At 64.2% G+C, this 17256-nt stretch carries 14 protein-coding genes and 1 tRNA gene; 8 read left to right on the top strand and 7 right to left on the bottom strand.

From position 1 onward, the window contains the following. From BMW51_RS00290 to BMW51_RS00270, 5 genes are all read left to right on the top strand, one after another. Positions 1-918 carry a rod shape-determining protein MreC gene (locus BMW51_RS00290; protein ID WP_245708210.1) on the top strand — a complete coding sequence of 306 codons (918 nt, stop codon included), beginning with the start codon at positions 1-3 and terminating at the stop codon, positions 916-918. Continuing rightward, positions 918-1424, top strand: coding sequence for a rod shape-determining protein MreD (gene mreD / locus BMW51_RS00285; protein WP_093002257.1), 507 nt, complete (start codon positions 918-920; stop codon positions 1422-1424). The genes BMW51_RS00290 and mreD overlap by 1 nt, the downstream gene beginning before the upstream one ends. Next, positions 1421-3565, top strand: a complete 2145-nt coding sequence (gene mrdA / locus BMW51_RS00280; RefSeq protein ID WP_093002255.1) for a penicillin-binding protein 2 — start codon at positions 1421-1423, stop codon at positions 3563-3565. Before mreD ends, mrdA begins: the two co-directional genes overlap by 4 nt. Beyond that, positions 3562-4668: a rod shape-determining protein RodA gene (gene rodA / locus BMW51_RS00275; RefSeq protein WP_093002253.1), complete on the top strand. Its 1107-nt coding sequence runs from the start codon at positions 3562-3564 to the stop codon at positions 4666-4668. The genes mrdA and rodA overlap by 4 nt, the downstream gene beginning before the upstream one ends. Positions 4669-4789: 121 nt before the next feature. After that, positions 4790-4865: transfer RNA gene (locus tag BMW51_RS00270), tRNA-Lys, on the top strand. A 603-nt stretch (positions 4866-5468) separates the two neighbouring features. Here BMW51_RS00270 and BMW51_RS00265 read toward each other — a convergent pair. Further along, positions 5469-6194 carry an SDR family oxidoreductase gene (locus BMW51_RS00265; RefSeq protein ID WP_093002251.1) on the bottom strand — a complete coding sequence of 242 codons (726 nt, stop codon included), beginning with the start codon at positions 6192-6194 and terminating at the stop codon, positions 5469-5471. A 148-nt stretch (positions 6195-6342) separates the two neighbouring features. Here BMW51_RS00265 and BMW51_RS00260 point away from each other — a divergent pair, with 148 nt between their 5' ends. Both BMW51_RS00260 and BMW51_RS00255 read left to right on the top strand, forming a co-directional pair. Continuing rightward, a complete protein-coding gene (locus BMW51_RS00260) occupies positions 6343-7239 on the top strand; it encodes an AraC family transcriptional regulator (protein WP_093002249.1) in 897 nt (298 codons plus the stop codon). Positions 7240-7419: 180 nt separating this feature from the next. Next, positions 7420-10551 (top strand): hybrid sensor histidine kinase/response regulator, encoded by a 3132-nt coding sequence (locus BMW51_RS00255; protein WP_143051771.1) that lies wholly within the window; start codon positions 7420-7422, stop codon positions 10549-10551. A 226-nt stretch (positions 10552-10777) separates the two neighbouring features. Here BMW51_RS00255 and BMW51_RS00250 read toward each other — a convergent pair whose 3' ends face one another. From BMW51_RS00250 to BMW51_RS00225, 6 genes are all read right to left on the bottom strand, one after another. Further along, entirely contained in the window at positions 10778-11179 is a 402-nt protein-coding gene (locus tag BMW51_RS00250) for an SDR family NAD(P)-dependent oxidoreductase (protein ID WP_093002247.1), read from the bottom strand. Between the two features lie 104 nt (positions 11180-11283). Next, a complete protein-coding gene (locus BMW51_RS00245) occupies positions 11284-11754 on the bottom strand; it encodes a hypothetical protein (RefSeq protein ID WP_093002245.1) in 471 nt (156 codons plus the stop codon). A gap of 1 nt (position 11755) precedes the next feature. Further along, the gene (locus BMW51_RS00240) at positions 11756-12868 is read right to left on the bottom strand and encodes an L-dopachrome tautomerase-related protein (RefSeq protein ID WP_093003704.1); all 1113 of its coding nucleotides are present in this window, start codon (positions 12866-12868) and stop codon (positions 11756-11758) included. Positions 12869-12991: 123 nt separating this feature from the next. Beyond that, positions 12992-14077 carry a catalase family protein gene (locus BMW51_RS00235; protein ID WP_093002243.1) on the bottom strand — a complete coding sequence of 362 codons (1086 nt, stop codon included), beginning with the start codon at positions 14075-14077 and terminating at the stop codon, positions 12992-12994. 33 nt (positions 14078-14110) lie between these two features. Then, positions 14111-15193: a catalase family protein gene (locus tag BMW51_RS00230; RefSeq protein ID WP_093002242.1), complete on the bottom strand. Its 1083-nt coding sequence runs from the start codon at positions 15191-15193 to the stop codon at positions 14111-14113. A 56-nt stretch (positions 15194-15249) separates the two neighbouring features. Continuing rightward, a complete protein-coding gene (locus BMW51_RS00225) occupies positions 15250-16374 on the bottom strand; it encodes an alpha/beta hydrolase (protein WP_093002240.1) in 1125 nt (374 codons plus the stop codon). Positions 16375-16468: 94 nt separating this feature from the next. Between BMW51_RS00225 and BMW51_RS00220 the strand changes: the two genes are divergently transcribed. Further along, positions 16469-17206: a Crp/Fnr family transcriptional regulator gene (locus BMW51_RS00220; protein WP_093002239.1), complete on the top strand. Its 738-nt coding sequence runs from the start codon at positions 16469-16471 to the stop codon at positions 17204-17206. The last annotated feature ends 50 nt before the right edge of the window (positions 17207-17256 follow it).

Genomic DNA, 17256 nt, shown 5'->3' with positions numbered 1-17256 from the left:
ATGGCGCCGCCGCGGGATCGGCGCCCGGGTTTCTCGCGACGGGCGCAATATGGTGTGTTCTTCGGCTACATCCTCGCCATTGCCGGCGGGGTTGTGGGTGCGGTGCTGCTCGCGCTGTCGCTGCTGAACCCGACCGGCTTCTCCGTTGCGCGCGCCGCGGTGGCTGAGGTGACGGCGCCGGTGTCGAGCGCGGTAGCGGTCGTCGTCGACAGCGTGTCCGGCATCCCCGACGCGATCGCGTCGTGGTGGGACGTTCACGGCAAGAACGCCGAACTGACCGCGCAGGCGGCACGCGCGCGGCCGGCGCTGGTCGCCGGGCATCTGGCGCAGCTGGAGAACGCCCGACTGCGTCGACTGCTGGCCGTCCGCGACCTCGATCCGGCGGTCGTCGTTACTGCGCGGATTGTCAGCAGCAGCGCGACGAGCACGCGGCGCTACGGCCTGCTCAACGCCGGTAGTTGGCAAGGCGTGCGCGAAGGTCAGCCGGTGCTGGGGCCGGAGGGCCTCGTCGGTCGCGTGCTGGAAACCGGACCCAACACCGCGCGCGTGCTGCTGTTGACCGATCCGCAGAGCATCGTGCCCGTCCGACGCCTGCGCGACGGTCTGCCCGCACTCGCCGCCGGGCGCGGCGACGGGCTGGTCGACATCCGCGTGATCGACACCGACGACGCGCACTTCAAGGCGGGTGACCTCTTCGTCACGTCGGGCAGCGGCGGGATCTTCGGCCCCGGCATGCTGGTCGCGCGTGCGTTGCGCGGCGGTCCCGAGACTGCGCCTGCCAAGCCGTTCGCGCGTCCCGACTCGCTCGACATCGTGTCGGTGCGCCATATCTATTCGCCGCCGCTGCTGCCGGCCCGCGCCGCGGTGCCTGGGGCCGCACCATTGCCATCCGCGACCGCCACCCCACCTGCCCCCTGATGCCCGCCGCCGAGCCATTATTTCGCGAGCCGCTTCCACTCGGCAGCGCGCGCCTGCTGCCGTGGACGACCGTCATGGCGGGGTCGCTGCTGACGATCGTGCCGGTCGGCGCGACCCTGTCGCTGCTGCCGCCGTTCGGGCTGCTCGTCCTGCTTTCGTGGCGGCTGCTCGCGCCGTTCGCGATCCGGCTATGGGCGCCCGCCGCGCTCGGCCTGTTCGATGATATCGTGTCAGGGCAACCGATCGGCAGCGCAATGCTGCTGTGGACGCTCGCCTACTTCCTCGTCGGCGCGATGGAGGCGCGATCGGGCCTGCGCGATTTCTGGCAGAATTGGGCGATCGCCGCTGCCGCGATCGCGCTCTGCCTGATCGGCGGGCGGCTGGTGGCGACGCCGCTCTCCGCACACGTTGAGGTCGCGCTCGGTTTTCAGATCATGCTGTCGGTGCTGATCTTCCCCGCGGTCGCCTTCCTGATCGGGCGCGTCGATGCGAGGCGCGCGCGATGAGCTTTCGCGGGCCGCGCGTCCTGACCGAATCGATGCAGGCGTTCAGCTTCTCGCGCCGCGCGTGGCTGCTGGGCGCGGGGCAGCTCGGCGTCGGCGCGGTGCTCGTCGGGCGCATGGCGTGGCTGTCGGTGGCGGAGAACGAGCGCTACAATCTTCTGTCGGAGAGCAATCGCGTCAACAACACGATGATTCCGCCGCGCCGCGGCTGGATCGTCGACCGGCACGGACAGCCGATCGCCAACAACCGCACCGACTTTCGCGTCGACCTGATCCCCGACCGCATCGTCGACAAGGACGCGACGCTGGCCGCGCTACGCAAGCTGCTCGCGCTCACCGACGAGGACATGCTGCGGATCGAGGCGGACCTGAAGAAAGCGGCCGGGTTCCAGCCGGTGCCCGTGGCCGAGAACATCGACTGGGAACGCTTCGCCGCGGTCTACGTCCGCCAGCCCGAGATGCCGGGCGTCGCGCCGACGCGCGGCTTCGCGCGCAACTATCCCGCGGGCGCCGCGGTCGCGCACTTGACCGGCTACGTCGGCGCGCCGACCGCCGAGCAATATCGCGCGACGCGCGATCCCCTGCTCGTCACCCCCGGCTTCAAGCTCGGCAAGGACGGGCTGGAGAAGACGCTGGAGCCGCTGCTGCGCGGCAAGGCGGGCGCGAAGCGGGTCGAGGTCACCGCGCGCGGCAAGCTGGTGCAGGAACTCGCCACGCGCAAGGATGAGCCCGGCCGCACCGTGCGGCTGACGATCGACGCGGGGTTGCAGGAATATGCCGCCAGGCGTCTGGGCACCAACTCGGGCTCGTGCGTCGTCTTCGACTGTCTCTCGGGTGAGATGCTGGCGATGGTGTCGATGCCCGCCTACGATCCCAACAGCTTCTCCGAAGGCATCAGCCATCTCGAATGGGACATGCTGTCGAAGGACGACCACGTTCCGTTGATGAACAAGGTGACGCAGGGGCTCTATCCGCCGGGTTCGACCGTCAAGCCGATGAACGGGCTCGCGCTGATGGCCGCGGGCGTGAACCCCAACGAACGCGTGTTCTGCTCGGGCGCGATGCGGCTCGGCACCAGCGTGTTCCACTGCCACAAGCGCGGTGGCCACGGTCCGCTCGATCTGAAAAACGCGATCATGCAGAGCTGCGACATCTACTTCTACGAGATGGTCCGCCGCGTCGGCTACGACAAGATCGCGCCGGTCGCGCGCGCGCTGGGGCTGGGGCAGAAGTTCGACCTGCCCTTCGCCACGCAGCGCTACGGCACCGTGCCCGACAGCGCGTGGAAACAGCACAAGTACAACAAGGCCTGGACAGCGGCCGATTCGGTCAACGCGTCGATCGGACAAGGCTACGTGCTCGCCAATCCGCTGCAGCTCGCGGTGATGGCGGCACGGATGGCGTCGGGCAAGGCGCTGGTGCCGACGATCCTGCGCGATCCGTTCAAGCCCGCGGCACAGCCGCTCGCGATCGATCCCGATCATTTCCGCATCATTCGCGAGGCGATGAACGGCGTCGTCAATCTGGGCGGCACGGGTGGCGCCGCGCGGATGCAGGTGCCGGGCGTCGGACTGGCAGCGAAGACCGGCACCGCGCAGGTCAGGCGCATCACGATGGCCGAGCGTCGCTCGGGCGTGCTCAAGAACGGGCAGTTGCCGTTCAAGCTGCGCGATCACGCGCTGCTCGTCTGCTTCGCGCCCTATGACAACCCGCGCTACGCCGCCGCGGTGGTGCTCGAGCATAACGGGCACACGGTGCGCAACCTCGACGCGCCGCTGATCGGGCGCGACATCATGACCTATATGTTCGATCGCGAGCGCGCGATGAAGTCGCTCGCCGAGGTGGAGCCGACCTGGGGCGGCGACATCCGCACGCGCATGGCCGCGCAAGAGGCCGCCTACCGTGCCGCGCATACCACCCCGCCCGCGCAGGCCGCCGCAACCGAGACCGACGCACCCGCCCCGACCGAGGCGCGCGCGGTGGAGGCCGCGACCGACATCCAGAACGAGAGCCAGGCCGCGGTCGAGCGCGATATCGCAAACGGCGCCGGCCCCGCGCAGACCGGCTCGCCCGAACCCGACACCGACGCCTCGCGCATCGATCCACCAGCTGTAACGTCGACCACGGCGCAGCCGCCGCGATGAGGTCGATCATCCCCTCGCCGCTCGCCATCCTGCCGTGGCGGACGCTGCTGCTCGTGCTCGCGATCGGCTGCTTCGGGCTGGTCGTGCTCTATTCCGCCGCGAACGGCAGCCTGCGCCCCTGGGCGCTGCCGCAGGGCGTGCGCTTCTTCGTCTTTCTGGGCGGAGCGCTGGTGCTGTCGCGCGTGCCGCTGTCGTGGTGGCGCAACCTCGCCTTTCCCGCTTACGGCGCGCTGGTAGTCGCGCTGCTGCTGGTCGAGCTGCTCGGCGCGGTACGCGGCGGCAGCCAGCGCTGGCTCGACCTGGGCTTCATTCGCCTGCAACCGTCCGAGTTGATGAAGATCGGCATCGTCCTCGCCGCCGCACGCTTCTACGAAATGCTGCCGGCTGCGGAGACGCGCAAGTTCGTCGCGATCTGGCCGGTCGCGGTGCTGATCGGCGTGCCCGCCGCGCTAGTGATGCTCCAGCCCGACCTCGGCACCGCGCTGATGATCTGCGCGGGCGGCGTGACCGTCATGTTCCTGGCGGGTGTCCCGTTGCGGCTGTTCCTCGGGGGTGCCGCCGCGCTCGCGGTCGCGGCCCCGCTCGCCTTCATGTTCGCGCTGCACGACTACCAGCGCAACCGCGTGCTGATCTTCATGGACCCGGAAAGCGACCCGCTCGGCACCGGTTACCACATCAGCCAGTCGAAGATCGCGATCGGATCGGGCGGCATCTTCGGCAAGGGGTTTCTGAACGGCACGCAGAGCCACCTCGACTATTTGCCGGAGGGACATACCGACTTCGTCTTCGCGACGATGGCGGAGGAATGGGGCCTGATCGGCGGCGTGTTCGTCATCGCCGCGTTCCTGCTGGTAATCCGCTGGGGCATCAACGTCGGCGTCCGCGCGGAAAGCCGGTTTGCCAAGCTGATCGCGGCGGGCCTCTCGACCACCATCTTCTTCTACGTCGCGATCAACCTGATGATGGTAATGGGACTTGCCCCCGTCGTCGGCATCCCGCTGCCGCTCGTCAGCTTCGGCGGCTCCGCGCAGATGACGGTGTTGATCTCGCTCGGCATCCTGATGGGCATCGACCGCACCAACCGCCACACGACCAGCTGGTAAGCCTTGCGCAAGAAAATTAGCCGCTCTCGCAAAAAGGGGGTTTGCAGATCGGAACAGCCGATGTAGAGGCGCGCTTCCCGATCGGAAGCGACACACCAAGCCGCTTCTTTAAACCGGTCATGGACGCATAGCTCAGTTGGTAGAGCAGCTGACTCTTAATCAGCGGGTCCTTGGTTCGAGCCCAAGTGCGTCCACCATTTTATCGTTTGTTTACATAAACTTATGAGCGTTGGAGCCGCTTACCGCGCGTCGCGATCAGCGGGTCTCAGGACACTTCTTTATGTCTAGTCAGGCTCACTTTTAACACGAGCGGCTATGCAAGCTGCTTGAAAAGCAAGCGTCTTTCTTCAGAAGTTGAAGACACACCCGCTAACATTAGCTTAGGTGCTCTTCAACGCATCGTGTAAGTATCTCGGCTCTGCCTCACGACCTTGGGTCAATTGGTAGGCAGTGGGCCGCCCACCGCCATGATAGTCTTTCCAGCTCCATCACGTTCCGCTCGAACACCGCATCTGTGAGCTAGCGGTCCAAGAGGTTATCGGCGCGATGGATCGCAGGACGTCGTCCCTAGGTATCCCATCGATCGGTTTCGACCAGCCTTGCCGCGCAAGCGGCCGTTCCGCGTTTAGCGCGCTGCTGCCGGACACCTCGTTCACCGCATTATGCGCAATCGGCCAGCCGCGACGACCCAGAAGCCGTCAAATCAGCCTCTCTTCTAGGTGCCTCATAGCTGCCGCTCGTTCATCGGAAAGAACTAAGGGTTTGGGCGCGTCGGCTACAGCACCAGCACGCCCAAGCGCTCACATGTCCGCGGCCGTGGGTCGGATGATCACCTCGTTGATGTCAACGCCCTCGGGCTGTTCGAGCGCGTAGCGGACGGCTCCCGCGATGGCGTCTGGAGTCAGCGACTTCTTGCGCCATCCGGTCAGCGCCGATGCGACGTCGGGATCGGTGATGTCGTGCCCCAGCTCGGTCGCGACCACGCCCGGCGAGATCAGCGTCGAGCGGATCTCATCATGCTCCTGCCGCAACCCCTCGGTGATCGCGCGCACCGCATGTTTGGTGCCGCAATAAACGGCGGCAGTCGGCACCACCATGTGCGCGGCGACCGAGGCGACGTTGACGACGTGCCCGCTGCCTTGCGCCAAGAACCGCGGCAGCACCGCTGCGATGCCGTTCAGGACGCCGTGAATGTTGACGTCGATCATCCTCTTCCACTCGTCACGCTTGACCGCAGCCAGCGGTGAGAGCGGCATGACGCCAGCGTTGTTGATCAGCACGTCGATGCGCCCGAACCGCGCTTCGGCAGCCTCGACGAACGCGTCGAAGTCGGCGCCGTCGGTGACGTCGAGTTCGCGCCAGGCAACGGTTCCTCCCAATTGCTCCGCCAGCGCCCTTAACCGCTCTCCGCGGCGCGCGCCGATGAACAGCCGGGCACCGGCTTTCGCGAGTTCGCGCGCGGTTGCCTCGCCGATCCCGCTCGAGGCACCGGTGATGAGGACGACCTTGTTGATGCTTCCTGCCATGATGCGATCCTTTCGTTGCGGTGACGGCAGACAGATGGTCCAATGCCCGTGGCGTGCGGTAGAGCGATCGTCCGAATGGCTTGCACGATCCTCCAAGATCGAGGCCGAGTGCTTGCCCCTGCCCTTCGATTGGGAAAGAAAGGTCGGCATGAACCGGATCGCGGAACTCGCCACCGTCATCGATCGGCACATCGTGGGCACCGGTATCTGCACTACGGCGATACCGCATGTTTCGCTGATCCGCGCCGACGCGCCGAGCACCCCCACGCCCGCGGTCTACGAGGCCTCGATTTGCCTGATCGCCCAGGGGTCGAAGTGTGTGTCGATCGGGGAACACAGCGTCGTCTATGACGCCGCCCATTATCTTCTCGTCTCGGTTGACCTGCCCCTGGTCGGCCATGTCCTCGATGCGAGCCCAGAGCGACCTTATCTCTGCTGCAAGGTCGATCTCGATCGCGCGATGCTGGCTGATCTCATGGTCAGTGAGGGTGGCGCCATGCCTCGGACAGACTTGCCCGTGCTCGGCGTTTACCCCAGCGATCCGGATCTGGTCGACGCCGCGTGCCGGCTGGTTGCGCTGCTAGAACGGCCCGAAACGATCCGCCCGCTCGCACCGCTCATCGAGCGCGAGATCCTGTATCGACTGCTCACCGGTCCGCACGGCCCGATGCTCCGACACGTCGCGACCACCGGCAGCCACCTTAATCAGGTCAGCCGCGCGATTGCCACCATCCGTCATCGTTTCGATGCGCCGATCCGCATCGACGACGTTGCCGCCGAGGCGGGCATGAGCCCGTCATCGCTCCACGCGCACTTCAAGGCGATCACGCGCATGACGCCGTTGGAATTCCAGAAGCAGTTGCGGTTGCAGGAGGCAAGGCGATTGATGCTAGCGCAGGGCGCTACGGCGAGCGCGGCAGGCTTTGCCGTTGGCTACGAGAGCCCGTCGCAATTCAACCGTGAATATAGGCGTCTTTTTGGCGCGCCTCCCCGCACGGACATCGAACGCCTTCACGCCACGCCGGAGGCAGCTATGGCGCTCTAACGAGAGCCGAGCTGCGTGCGACCCTTAGCTTTTCTTGTCGAACCTTAGCTACGCTAAGACCCAAGTGCGGCCGTTCAGTGTCGGTCGCCTACCCTCCAACTCCGGTCACTCGTTCATCTGATCTAATTGAGAAATTTTGCCATCTATTGACACATTGCGGGTTTGTGCCAGGTGGCGACCATGACTACGCGCCTCTCCTGCAACGTGTCACTCACGCCCGAGCTGAAGACCTTTATATCGAACAGTCTGGCCTCCGGTGATTACGCCAACGTCAGCGAGGTCGTGCGAGCAGGGCTGCGCTCGTTGCGCGATGGTCAGGCGCCAGCTTCCCGATCGATGATCCCCGATTGGCCGGTCGCCGGTGGCGAGTGCGGCTCCCTCATCCGCAATCGGGATTGGAGCCGAACACCACTTGGTGCGCCGGAAGGTTGGTCGCCAGAGCTTCGGACAACCGTCTCTAACCTGGTCAACTCGCCAGTGGCCAAGGTGCTGATGTGGGGACCGGACCACATCATGTTCTACAACGATGCCTATCGCGAGATCGCAGGCGATCGTCACCCGTTGGCGCTTGGCACGCCCGTAGCAGAGGCGTTCCCGGAAGTGTGGGACTGGAACCGTCCGGTACTTGCCGCTGTCCTCACGGGAGAAACCAAGTCCTATCTCGATCAGCCGATCGTTTTCCAACGTCCCGCAGGTCCCCAGACCCTCATGCTGGGACTATTCTATACACCCGTCTATGACTCGGGCGGTGCTCCAGGCGGTGTGCTCTGCACCATCATCGACAACAGTGCACGGATCGCAATCGAGCGGAAGCTGTCGGCCAGCGAGGCCGAGCTGCGCCGCATTTCAGACGCTGTGCCGATGCTGGTGTCGTACGTAGACCGCGATCACGTCTACCGATTCGCTAATGCCGACTACGAAGCGTGGTTCGGCATCGCTCTCGAAGCGATGATCGGCAGGCACGTGCGCGACGTGCTCGGCGAGGAAACTTATCGCTCGCGAGCGTCAGACCTCGAGCTGGCATTGAGCGGCAGTCCGCTCGTCGCCGAAACTGTGCTCCACCACCGTGACCTCGGTCCACGTCAGACCGAGCTCCGTTATATCCCGCACACCACCGAAGACGGTAAAACGCTAGGAGTCTACATCCTCGGGATCGACGTTAGTGACCGCGTCGAGCGCGAGCGGGAGATCAAGGCGAGCAACGATCGTTTCCGCACCGCGATGGAGGCCGTGCACGGTGTGCTGTGGACTAACAGCGCCGATGGAAGGATGGTCGGCGAACAGCCGGGCTGGAGCCTGCTGACCGGGCAAACTCAGGATCAGTACCAGGGCTTTGGCTGGGCATCTGCCGTTCACCCTGACGACGCGGCTGCGTCGGTCATTGCCTGGAACCAGGCCGTGGCGACGCGCAGCATGTTCGTGCACGAGCACCGTGTGTGCCGTCACGATGGCGAGTGGCGGACCTTTGCCATTCGAGCCTTGCCCATTCTCGACGGTGTCGGCGAGATCAGCGAGTGGGTTGGTGTCCACACCGACATCACCCACCAGCGCGCCGCGGAGGCAAGCCTGCGCGAGCACGCCGACAGCTTGTCGCGGCAGGTGCGGCATCGCGAGCGTGCGGAGGATCAGCTCCGCCAGCTGAATGAGACACTAGAGAGCCGCGTCATAGACGAGATTGCGGAGCGCCGCCAGGCAGAGGTCAAGCTCGCGCAAGCGCAGAAAATGGAGACGGTCGGTAAGCTGACGGGCGGCGTCGCCCACGACTTCAACAATCTGCTTCAGGTCGTCGGCGGCAATCTCCAGCTGCTCATGCAGGACGTGGCCGGAAACGAGCGGGCCGAGAAGCGCGTCAACAACGCAATGTCCGGTGTCACGCGCGGCGCGAAACTCGCTGCTCAATTGCTCGCATTCGGGCGGCGTCAGGCGCTCGAACCCAAGGTCGTCAACGTCACCCGCTTCGTTCAAGGCATGGACGACATGCTACGCCGAGCGATCGGCGAGGCGATTGAAATCGAAACCATCTTCTCGGGTGGTCTCTGGAACACCTTCATCGATCCTGCACAGATCGAGAATGCGTTGCTCAATCTTGCGATCAACGCGCGCGACGCGATGGAGGGGCGTGGCAAGCTGACGATCGAGTTGGCGAACGCGCATCTCGATGACGCATACGCACGCCTCCACGAGGAAGTTACGCCAGGGCAGTACGTCATGCTTGCAGTGAGCGACACCGGTTCCGGCATGTCGCCCGAGATCATTGCCAAGGTATTCGAGCCCTTCTTCTCGACCAAGGCGGAGGGTAAGGGCTCGGGCCTTGGCCTCTCGATGGTCTACGGCTTCGTCAAGCAGTCCGGCGGCCACGTGAACATCTATTCGGAGGTCGGCGAAGGCACGACCCTCCGGCTGTATCTGCCGCGAGCAACCGAGGCTGAGGACCTCGAGGTGGTCAACGATACGGGTCCGATCACCGGCGGCACGGAAACCGTGCTGGTCGTGGAGGACGACGAAGAGGTTCGTGCAACCGTCGTCGAAATGCTGACCGATCTCGGCTACCGCGTTCTGAAGGCACCGGAAGCGACAAGCGCGCTGGCGGTGATCGAGAGCGGCATCCCCATCGATATTCTTTTCACCGACGTGGTGATGCCGGGTAAGCTCAAGAGCCCGGAACTGGCGCGCAAGGCACGAGAGCGTCTGCCCGACCTGGCCGTGCTGTTCACCAGCGGCTATACCGAAAACTCGATCGTGCACGGCGGAAAGCTCGATCGGGGAGTGGAACTGCTATCCAAGCCTTACACGCGCGACGCGCTGGCCCGAAAATTCCGCCATGTGGTCGCCAATCAGCAGCAGCGCAGGCAAGTGATAACGGAGGGGTCAGCGAAGCCTGAGCTGATTTCGACGTGCTCGGCGCCCATCGCTCCGTCCTCCACCATCCGGCAGACGGCGCTCTTGGTCGAGGACGACGATCTTATCCGAGTGACGACCGGTGAGATGCTCGAAGCGGCCGGCTTCGTTGTGGTAGAAGCATCGAGCGCTGAAGAAGCGCTCATGGCCTTGCAGACGGCACCGGTGGATGTTTTGGTTACCGACCTTAATTTGCCGGGAGCTTCGGGGCGTGAACTGGCCGACAGGGCGCGTGACCTTCGCCCCGACGCCGTGGTCGTGTTTGCGACCGGCGATCCTGCTGCCGTGGCAAACGAAGCGAATTGTGTGGTCCTGTCCAAGCCTTACGACGCTGAGGCGTTGATTGCGGCCATACGAACAGCTGAAACAGGAGAAGGCGTCGCGCAGACGCCTGTGAGGCTCGGCACGTCCTGAAATATGGGCAACCAAGCTGTGGATCACCGCCACTGCTTTGCCCCGACTAGCTTTCAAAAAGAGGCGGGATCATAGGCAGATTGCGGGATCCAAGCGGACAGCTTAATGGTGCTTGGGGTTTGCGGCCCCTCATCGTTAGAGCTCTTGTGCATAACCGATCTGGCAGAGACGGTAGGCGGGAGCGCCGTTGGCGTAAGCGGATCCAAATCTGCGTATACAACCGAAGTCAGCTTCTTCGATCGCCCTCCTCGCGCTGCTTGGCGGCGCGCTCTGTGAGCGTCTTCAACGTCTCGTCGAAGCGGCCTTCTCGTTCGGCCTGACGTAGAAGCTGCACTTCATCGACTAAGATTTCAGACGGCGTCGGTTGCTGAACGAATTGTTTAGCGACAGCGTCGGCAAAAGCATCGAGCGGCATGTAACCTGGTCGGGTCGCCTGTCCCGGCGTCAGGTCGGTCTGCACGCCGGGCGGCGTCAGCTCGATCACTTCGACCTTGCCCGCCAACTGCGTCCGTAGCGAAACAGTGTAGGAGTGGATGGCTGCCTTGCTCGCAGAATAGGTCGGTGCTGCCACCCGATCGATCAGTCTTTCAAACGCGTTATAAGCCTGTGCACGCAGCCAAATATACACCTGCTGTCATGCGCCGCGATTGCTATGGCGCATCAACGTCTTCAGGCTGTCCTTTGGCAAAGATACCGCTTAGTGGGCTGCCAGCAATTGTCGCTAGCTCCGTATCATGCATGCTGGGCGGCCCGCGACGTTGCGGCGGTGGTAAGTCCGAAGACTAGATGATTGATCGTGTGCATGGCCAACGTCGCGCGATCGGCGCGCCACTCGGGCTGCTTTACTCCAAGCGCAGGCCCGACCAACCAGTGCATCGCCACATAGAAGGCCGCGCCAAATGCCAGCCCTCCCGCGACGACTGGCGTGTCCTCGTCGGTTGATGCGGCGTAGGCCGCGGCGGCAAGTAGCCCAAGAATCAGATGTCCACCTTGGATGACCGTCTGTTCGCCTGCGGACGGCAGCTGGTCGGCAGGCGGCGTGTCGAGCCCGAGTTTGTCCGCCGCTGCGCGTTCCAGCTTCGCCAGTTCGGACGGCTCGCCCGACTTGCGCTCGCCTGACATCAGTAGCGCCGTGATGCCGAGCCCGGCGACGAGCCCTCCCGCGAGCGCGCCGGCCCAGCGTTTGGTGTTGCTGTCGGTCATGTCAGCGAGCACCGGCGAACGAAAAGAGCTCGGTGCGGATCGACGGTGGGGCGGCGGGCTTGAACCAGTTGGTGTCCTGGATGTGGCTGGCGGTAACGTAGATGCGCCCGTCACGCCCTTCCGAGAAGGTGTCGGGCCAGCGCAGACGCCGGTCGGTTAGCACGTTCTGCACCGTGCTGCCGTTCAGCCGCTTGATCGAATAGTCGGTCGGCGAGGTGATGTAGAGCGTACCTGCCTTGCTCATCCACAAACCGTCGGCGACCTGCGTTTGCGCGACGGTGCGAACACCCGCGCCGCGCTGCGCCTCGGTCACGCCGTCGCGTAACAGCGCGGTGTCGATCGAGTAAAGCGTCTTACCCGTCAGCGCCTGCCAGTAGAGCGTGCGACCATCGTTCGAGATTGCAATACCGTCGGCGGCGAAAGCGGGCTGGCGTCCGTCGGGGCGGACCAGCGGGCGGCCATCGAGCGCAACCTTGACGGTCTTGTCGATCTGCGTGGAGGGATGACCGTCGAGCGCGCGGAACGATCGGCCGCTCTCCAGGTCGACGACGATGATCGCGCCGCGCGTGCCGCTGTCCGTGATGTAGCCTGTCTTGCCATCGGGCGAGAAGCGGATGTCGTTGAGGTAGGTGCCTTGCAGCGCCACGTCGCCGGGCACGGGGATGACCTTTGTCACGCGATTGGTCTTGAGGTCGATCTTGACCAGCTTAGGTGCGCCTTCGAGGATTTTCTCGTTGCCCGGTGCACCCGGATCAACCACCCACAGGTTGCCCTTGCCGTCCGGGACGATCGACTGGACGCAGACGAAATAGTCGCCGACGGGCAGTTCGCTGCTGTGCGCGTTGCGCCAGCTGTTCCACTTCGCGTCCGGGTAGGGGCGCAGCGTGCCGTCCTTCATCACCTCGGCAACCGAGATCGGCGCATCGTCGGTCCAACGCGGGAAGTTGACGAAGCGCCGGCCGTCAGCGGTCACTGCCACCCCGGTTGCCTGATGGTCGAACTGGGCTTCCTGCTTGAGCTCTCCCGCACTCGCTTGCGCATAGGTGATTGTGCCGGCGCCGAGCAGCGTGCTGGCAAGCGCGAGAGAGGCGAGAAAGCGGGTCTTCGAGCGCATGATTGTCTCCAGTGCCAAACTGCGCATGGTGCGCGCTGGTTGATCGTGAAACGCGAGAGATCGAATTGGGTGCAACGGGCGTGATGGAAGCATCGGTTGAGCGTGATCCATGCAGAGGCGGGTTTAGGCCGGAATGTCGTCCACACTGCCGGTATTCGCCGCCGCAATACCGTTTTCGCGGTGGCGGAAGTCGCTGAGCGCCCGGTAGACCTGCATCCGCGCGCGCATCACGCCGCCCAAAGGACGATGCACCGCCAGGCTGTGTGCCGGACGGAAGGTCATCACCTCGTCGAAATAACGCACGCGCTCGGGACCATATGCCGCTTGCCGGGGTAATCTGATCGTCGCGACTGTGCGATACGCGCTCTCGTTCGTCTGCCAGTCGACCGATGTATCCTCAATCGGCTGCGTGTCGGCGTCGGTCCACAGCTGCGCACGCAATTCGAACACTGCGTCACTGCCGCCGAAGTAACTGACCGCGGCGTGACGAAAGCCGTCCTCGTCCTCGTGCGGATCGAGCCGCCAGTCGGTCAGAGTCTGCTGCTCCGGCGCGACCGGGAATGTGCCGATCTTCGCCACATGGTCGCCGAAGCGGATCGGACACTGGCTGAAGTAGGACTCGGCGAGCGGATGGCTAAATGGGTGACCGTAGAAGTCGAGCGTCGGGCTCGGGCCAGCGCCGACCGCGTTCAGCACCTTGTTGATATTGCGCGCTATCGATGCCGCCGCGCTCTTCACGCCTTCGGGCATCGGCACGGTCACGCCGATCTTCTTGGCCTGAGACAGGAACCCCGCGGCGGTGCCCGCCGGAAACGTCGTGCCGCTTGCCAGCACGAAGTCCTGCGTCGGCGCATCATGACCGGGCAGCTTCTCGCCCTCGACGCCGAAGACCTTGATCGACATGCCGCGGTGCGTCGACACGCGGTCGCCGAGCTTCTCTCCCGGCCCTTGCGCGAAGCGGACGGCAACGTCGAAGGTACCGGGATTGGCGAACAACCCTTGCGCGAGCTCGGGCGGCAGATCGGCGGCGATCGTCAGCGTGCCAGTTACACAAGCAGTGCTCTTGGCGTGACTGGCGCGGACAGCGTGACCATCACGCTTCTCCACCGTCTGACTCTCCTGAGTCATACCCTTGATGATGCCGTCGATGCTTTCCTGCTCGTCCGGTTCGCGCGTCTCGATGTCGTCGCTGTAGCGTAGGTAGGTCATTGCACCCGCTCCCATCTTTGATGATTGCTCGTCTTACGCTTCTGCGCCGACCGGTTCGTGAAAAGGGCAACCGTTCACGCGAGCACGAAAGTTCGCAGAATGACGATAGGTTTCATTGCGCGCACGATTGATGTTGCCGAGTGGCTGGTGCGCGGCGAGGCCCGTCCAGATAGAGAAGCGCATCTCCTCGTTGATGTGCTGGAACTTGTCATCGCTCAGGCTGTCCTGCTTGGCCGCGCGGATGGTTGCGACTCTCTGGAACGGCGCTTCTTCCTGCTTCCATTCAGTGGTGGGATCCTCGATCGGCTGCTTCTTTAGGTCGCGACACAGCTGGACGTGCAACTCCCATTCCATGTCGAGCACCTGAGTTTCCGTCCGGATCACGTCGCGCAACGCATCCGGGCGCGTGCTGGCATCGACTGTCGTGTCTGTCTGGTCGGTTAGGTCCTTGGATACAGGAAAGACCGCAAACTTCGCGACATAGTCACCGTAACGGAATGGCGTGACGCTGAAATATGTCTCGCCCAGCGGATCGGTGTTGGGCGCGCCGCCGAGCGTCTGCACCTTGGGGCTCTCGATCCCGACTGCGCTCAGGACGGTGTTCACGCCACGCAGCACCTTCGACATCGCCTCCTTGGTGCCTTCCAGCCTGTCGGTCGTGCCGGCCAGCAGCTTAAGGTTGCTGAGGAACTGATCGGCGGTCTTGTTCTGAAAGACCGGGCCGTTGACCATCACGAAGTCTTGCGTGTGTCCGTCAGCACCCGGCAAGCGATCGCCTTCGACATCCATCACCTTCAACGCAAGGCCGCGCGGCAGGCTGATCGTGTCGGGCAGGATGTCGCCCGCGTTGGTCGAGAACCGCATCACGATATTGTGGTCACCCGGCGTCGCAAACATGCCCTGCGCGAGCTCAGCTGGAAGGTCGCCGTGGATGGTGAGCGTGCCTTCGAGGAACCCGTGCGCCTTGGCGTGCACCGATCGGACCGCGTGGCCGTAATCCTCGGCGGTCTTTTCGAGGATAGTGTCGAACGTCTCGTTCAGCTTCGCGATCGTCTCCTCCTCGTCGGACTTCACGTCCTCGATGTCTGGCGAGTAGCGAACAGGTGCTTGAGCCATGATGATGGGTCCTCTCGAAAAGAATTGGCGGCGGCGCGATGCCGCCGCCGTGACGTTCAGCGACGTGCCGTGGGAGCGGCGAATGCCGCCTTCAGCCGCGCGACCGCGAGATCGTTCGCTTCCTTCGCGCCGTGAACGACCTTCGCCATGCCAAAGAACTCGTGCGTGACGCCGGGGAAAGTCTTTTGCTCGACCTTGTCGCCCGCCTTGCGCATCGCGGCTGCCAGCGTCTCACCATCCGAGCGCAGCGGATCGATCTGCGCGTTGATGATTGTGGTGGGCGGGAGGCCGCGCAAATTGGCCGACACCAGGTTCAGGCGTGGGTCCTGCGCGTCGGCGGCGCTGCTCTGATAGTAATACCCGAACCACTTGAGCATCGCGGCGTTGAGCGGCTTGGCGTTTGCCGAGTCTATGCGCGATGGCAGCGTCATGCTGCTATTGGCGATCGGATAAACCGAGACGACGTGGCGCGGAGCGGTCAGGCCATTGTCGCGCGCGTAGATAGCAGTCGCGACCGCCAGATTGCCGCCAGCACTTTCGCCTGCCACCGCGATCTTCATCGGGTCGCCGCCCCAACTCGCCGCGTTCGCCAGTGTCCAGCGATAGGCAGCGGCCGCATCTTCGTGCTGTGCTGGGAACTTGAATTCGGGTGCATGGCGGTATTCGACCGACACAACGATTGCGTTCAGTGCCTTCGACATCGCGCGTGGTGCCGCATCATAAGTCGCGACATCGGCGATCACCCAGCCACCGCCGTGATAATAGACCACGACCGGCATTGGCGTGCCACCTGCGGGCGCGTTTGCGGGCTTGTAGATGCGCGCGAACTGCTTCGGGTCGCTGCCGTAAGGCACATCCTGCGTCGTGACCGAGGCGTCGGGCGCGGTCGACATGCCCTTCTTCGCCATTGCCGCCTTTGCGCCGTCCGCCGCCGACGGCTGCATCCGTGCCTCCGCCGGGGTCAGCGTCTCGATCGGTTTGCCGCCGAGACCCGCCAGGGTATCGAGCACCATCTGCATGTCGGGTGCGGCCTTCGGCGGCTGTGTGCTGGTCGCGGGCGGCGGCGGAGGTGGCGGAGCGCTGACCGAGCGTGGCGATTGCGCGACTACGCCGGCGGAAGCCGTGAGCAGCGCGGCGGCGGCGACGCCGCGTGCCAGAGGCAGTTTCGAGATCGAGCGCATACGTTCCTCCTGTTATCCCGCCCCTGAACAATGGAGCCCGTCACAACGTTTCTGTACGAAACCGTTCCAAGTCTGGGTGAGCGCAGGAGAGGCAGTGGCAACGATCGTACCTATCAGCGGCGATGTCTCGCCCCTCATCCAAACGCGCGGTAACCGCTTGCTCGCGGCCCTGAGCCGCGATGACGCGGCGATGATCAGCCCCTATCTGGAACCGGTATCTTTCGCGGTCGGCGACTACATTACCCGTGCCGGAGCGCCGATCGAGAGTTTGTGTTTCTTCGAGCAGGGAATAGCCGGTGTGCTGGACTCACTCGACAACGACCGGCGCTACGCGGTCGGGCTGCTCGGCGCCGAGGGGTTTGTCGGCTGGCCGTTGTTGATGGGTGACGACCGCTCCCCCTACGATGTCACCATGCGCGCTGAAGCCGGACGCGCGCTGCGCATCCCGGCGGACAAGCTGCTGGCGGCAATCGAACAGAGTGCAACCTTGCGCACGACGCTGCTCCGTTTCACGCACGTATTCATGTTACAGATGGGTCGCACGATCGTATCCTCGCTGGCGCATTCGATCGAGCGCCGCATGGCACGCTGGATTTTATTGTACCACGACCGCGTGCGAGCCGATGAAATTTGCATGACGCACGAGGAATTTCGGTTGATGCTTGGCGTGCGGCGCAGCAGCGTCACTGATGCTCTTCATCGCCTTGAAGAGGAGCAGGCAATACGTGCTGTACGTGCCAAGGTGCTGGTTGTTGACCGAGCCAAGTTGATGGCGTTGGCAGGTGATACTTACGGCTTGCCCGAGCAGGAGTATGCGCGCTTGCTGGAGTGATGTCGGCTGAAGTCAGATAAGCGTGATGGCGAACAAATTCCGAGCAGACC

The organism is Sphingomonas palmae, from assembly GCF_900109565.1.
In the GTDB taxonomy this organism is placed as follows: domain Bacteria; phylum Pseudomonadota; class Alphaproteobacteria; order Sphingomonadales; family Sphingomonadaceae; genus Sphingomonas; species Sphingomonas palmae.
The sequence above is the reverse complement of the archived record's forward strand: the minus strand, read 5'-3'. Positions and strand labels throughout refer to the sequence as shown.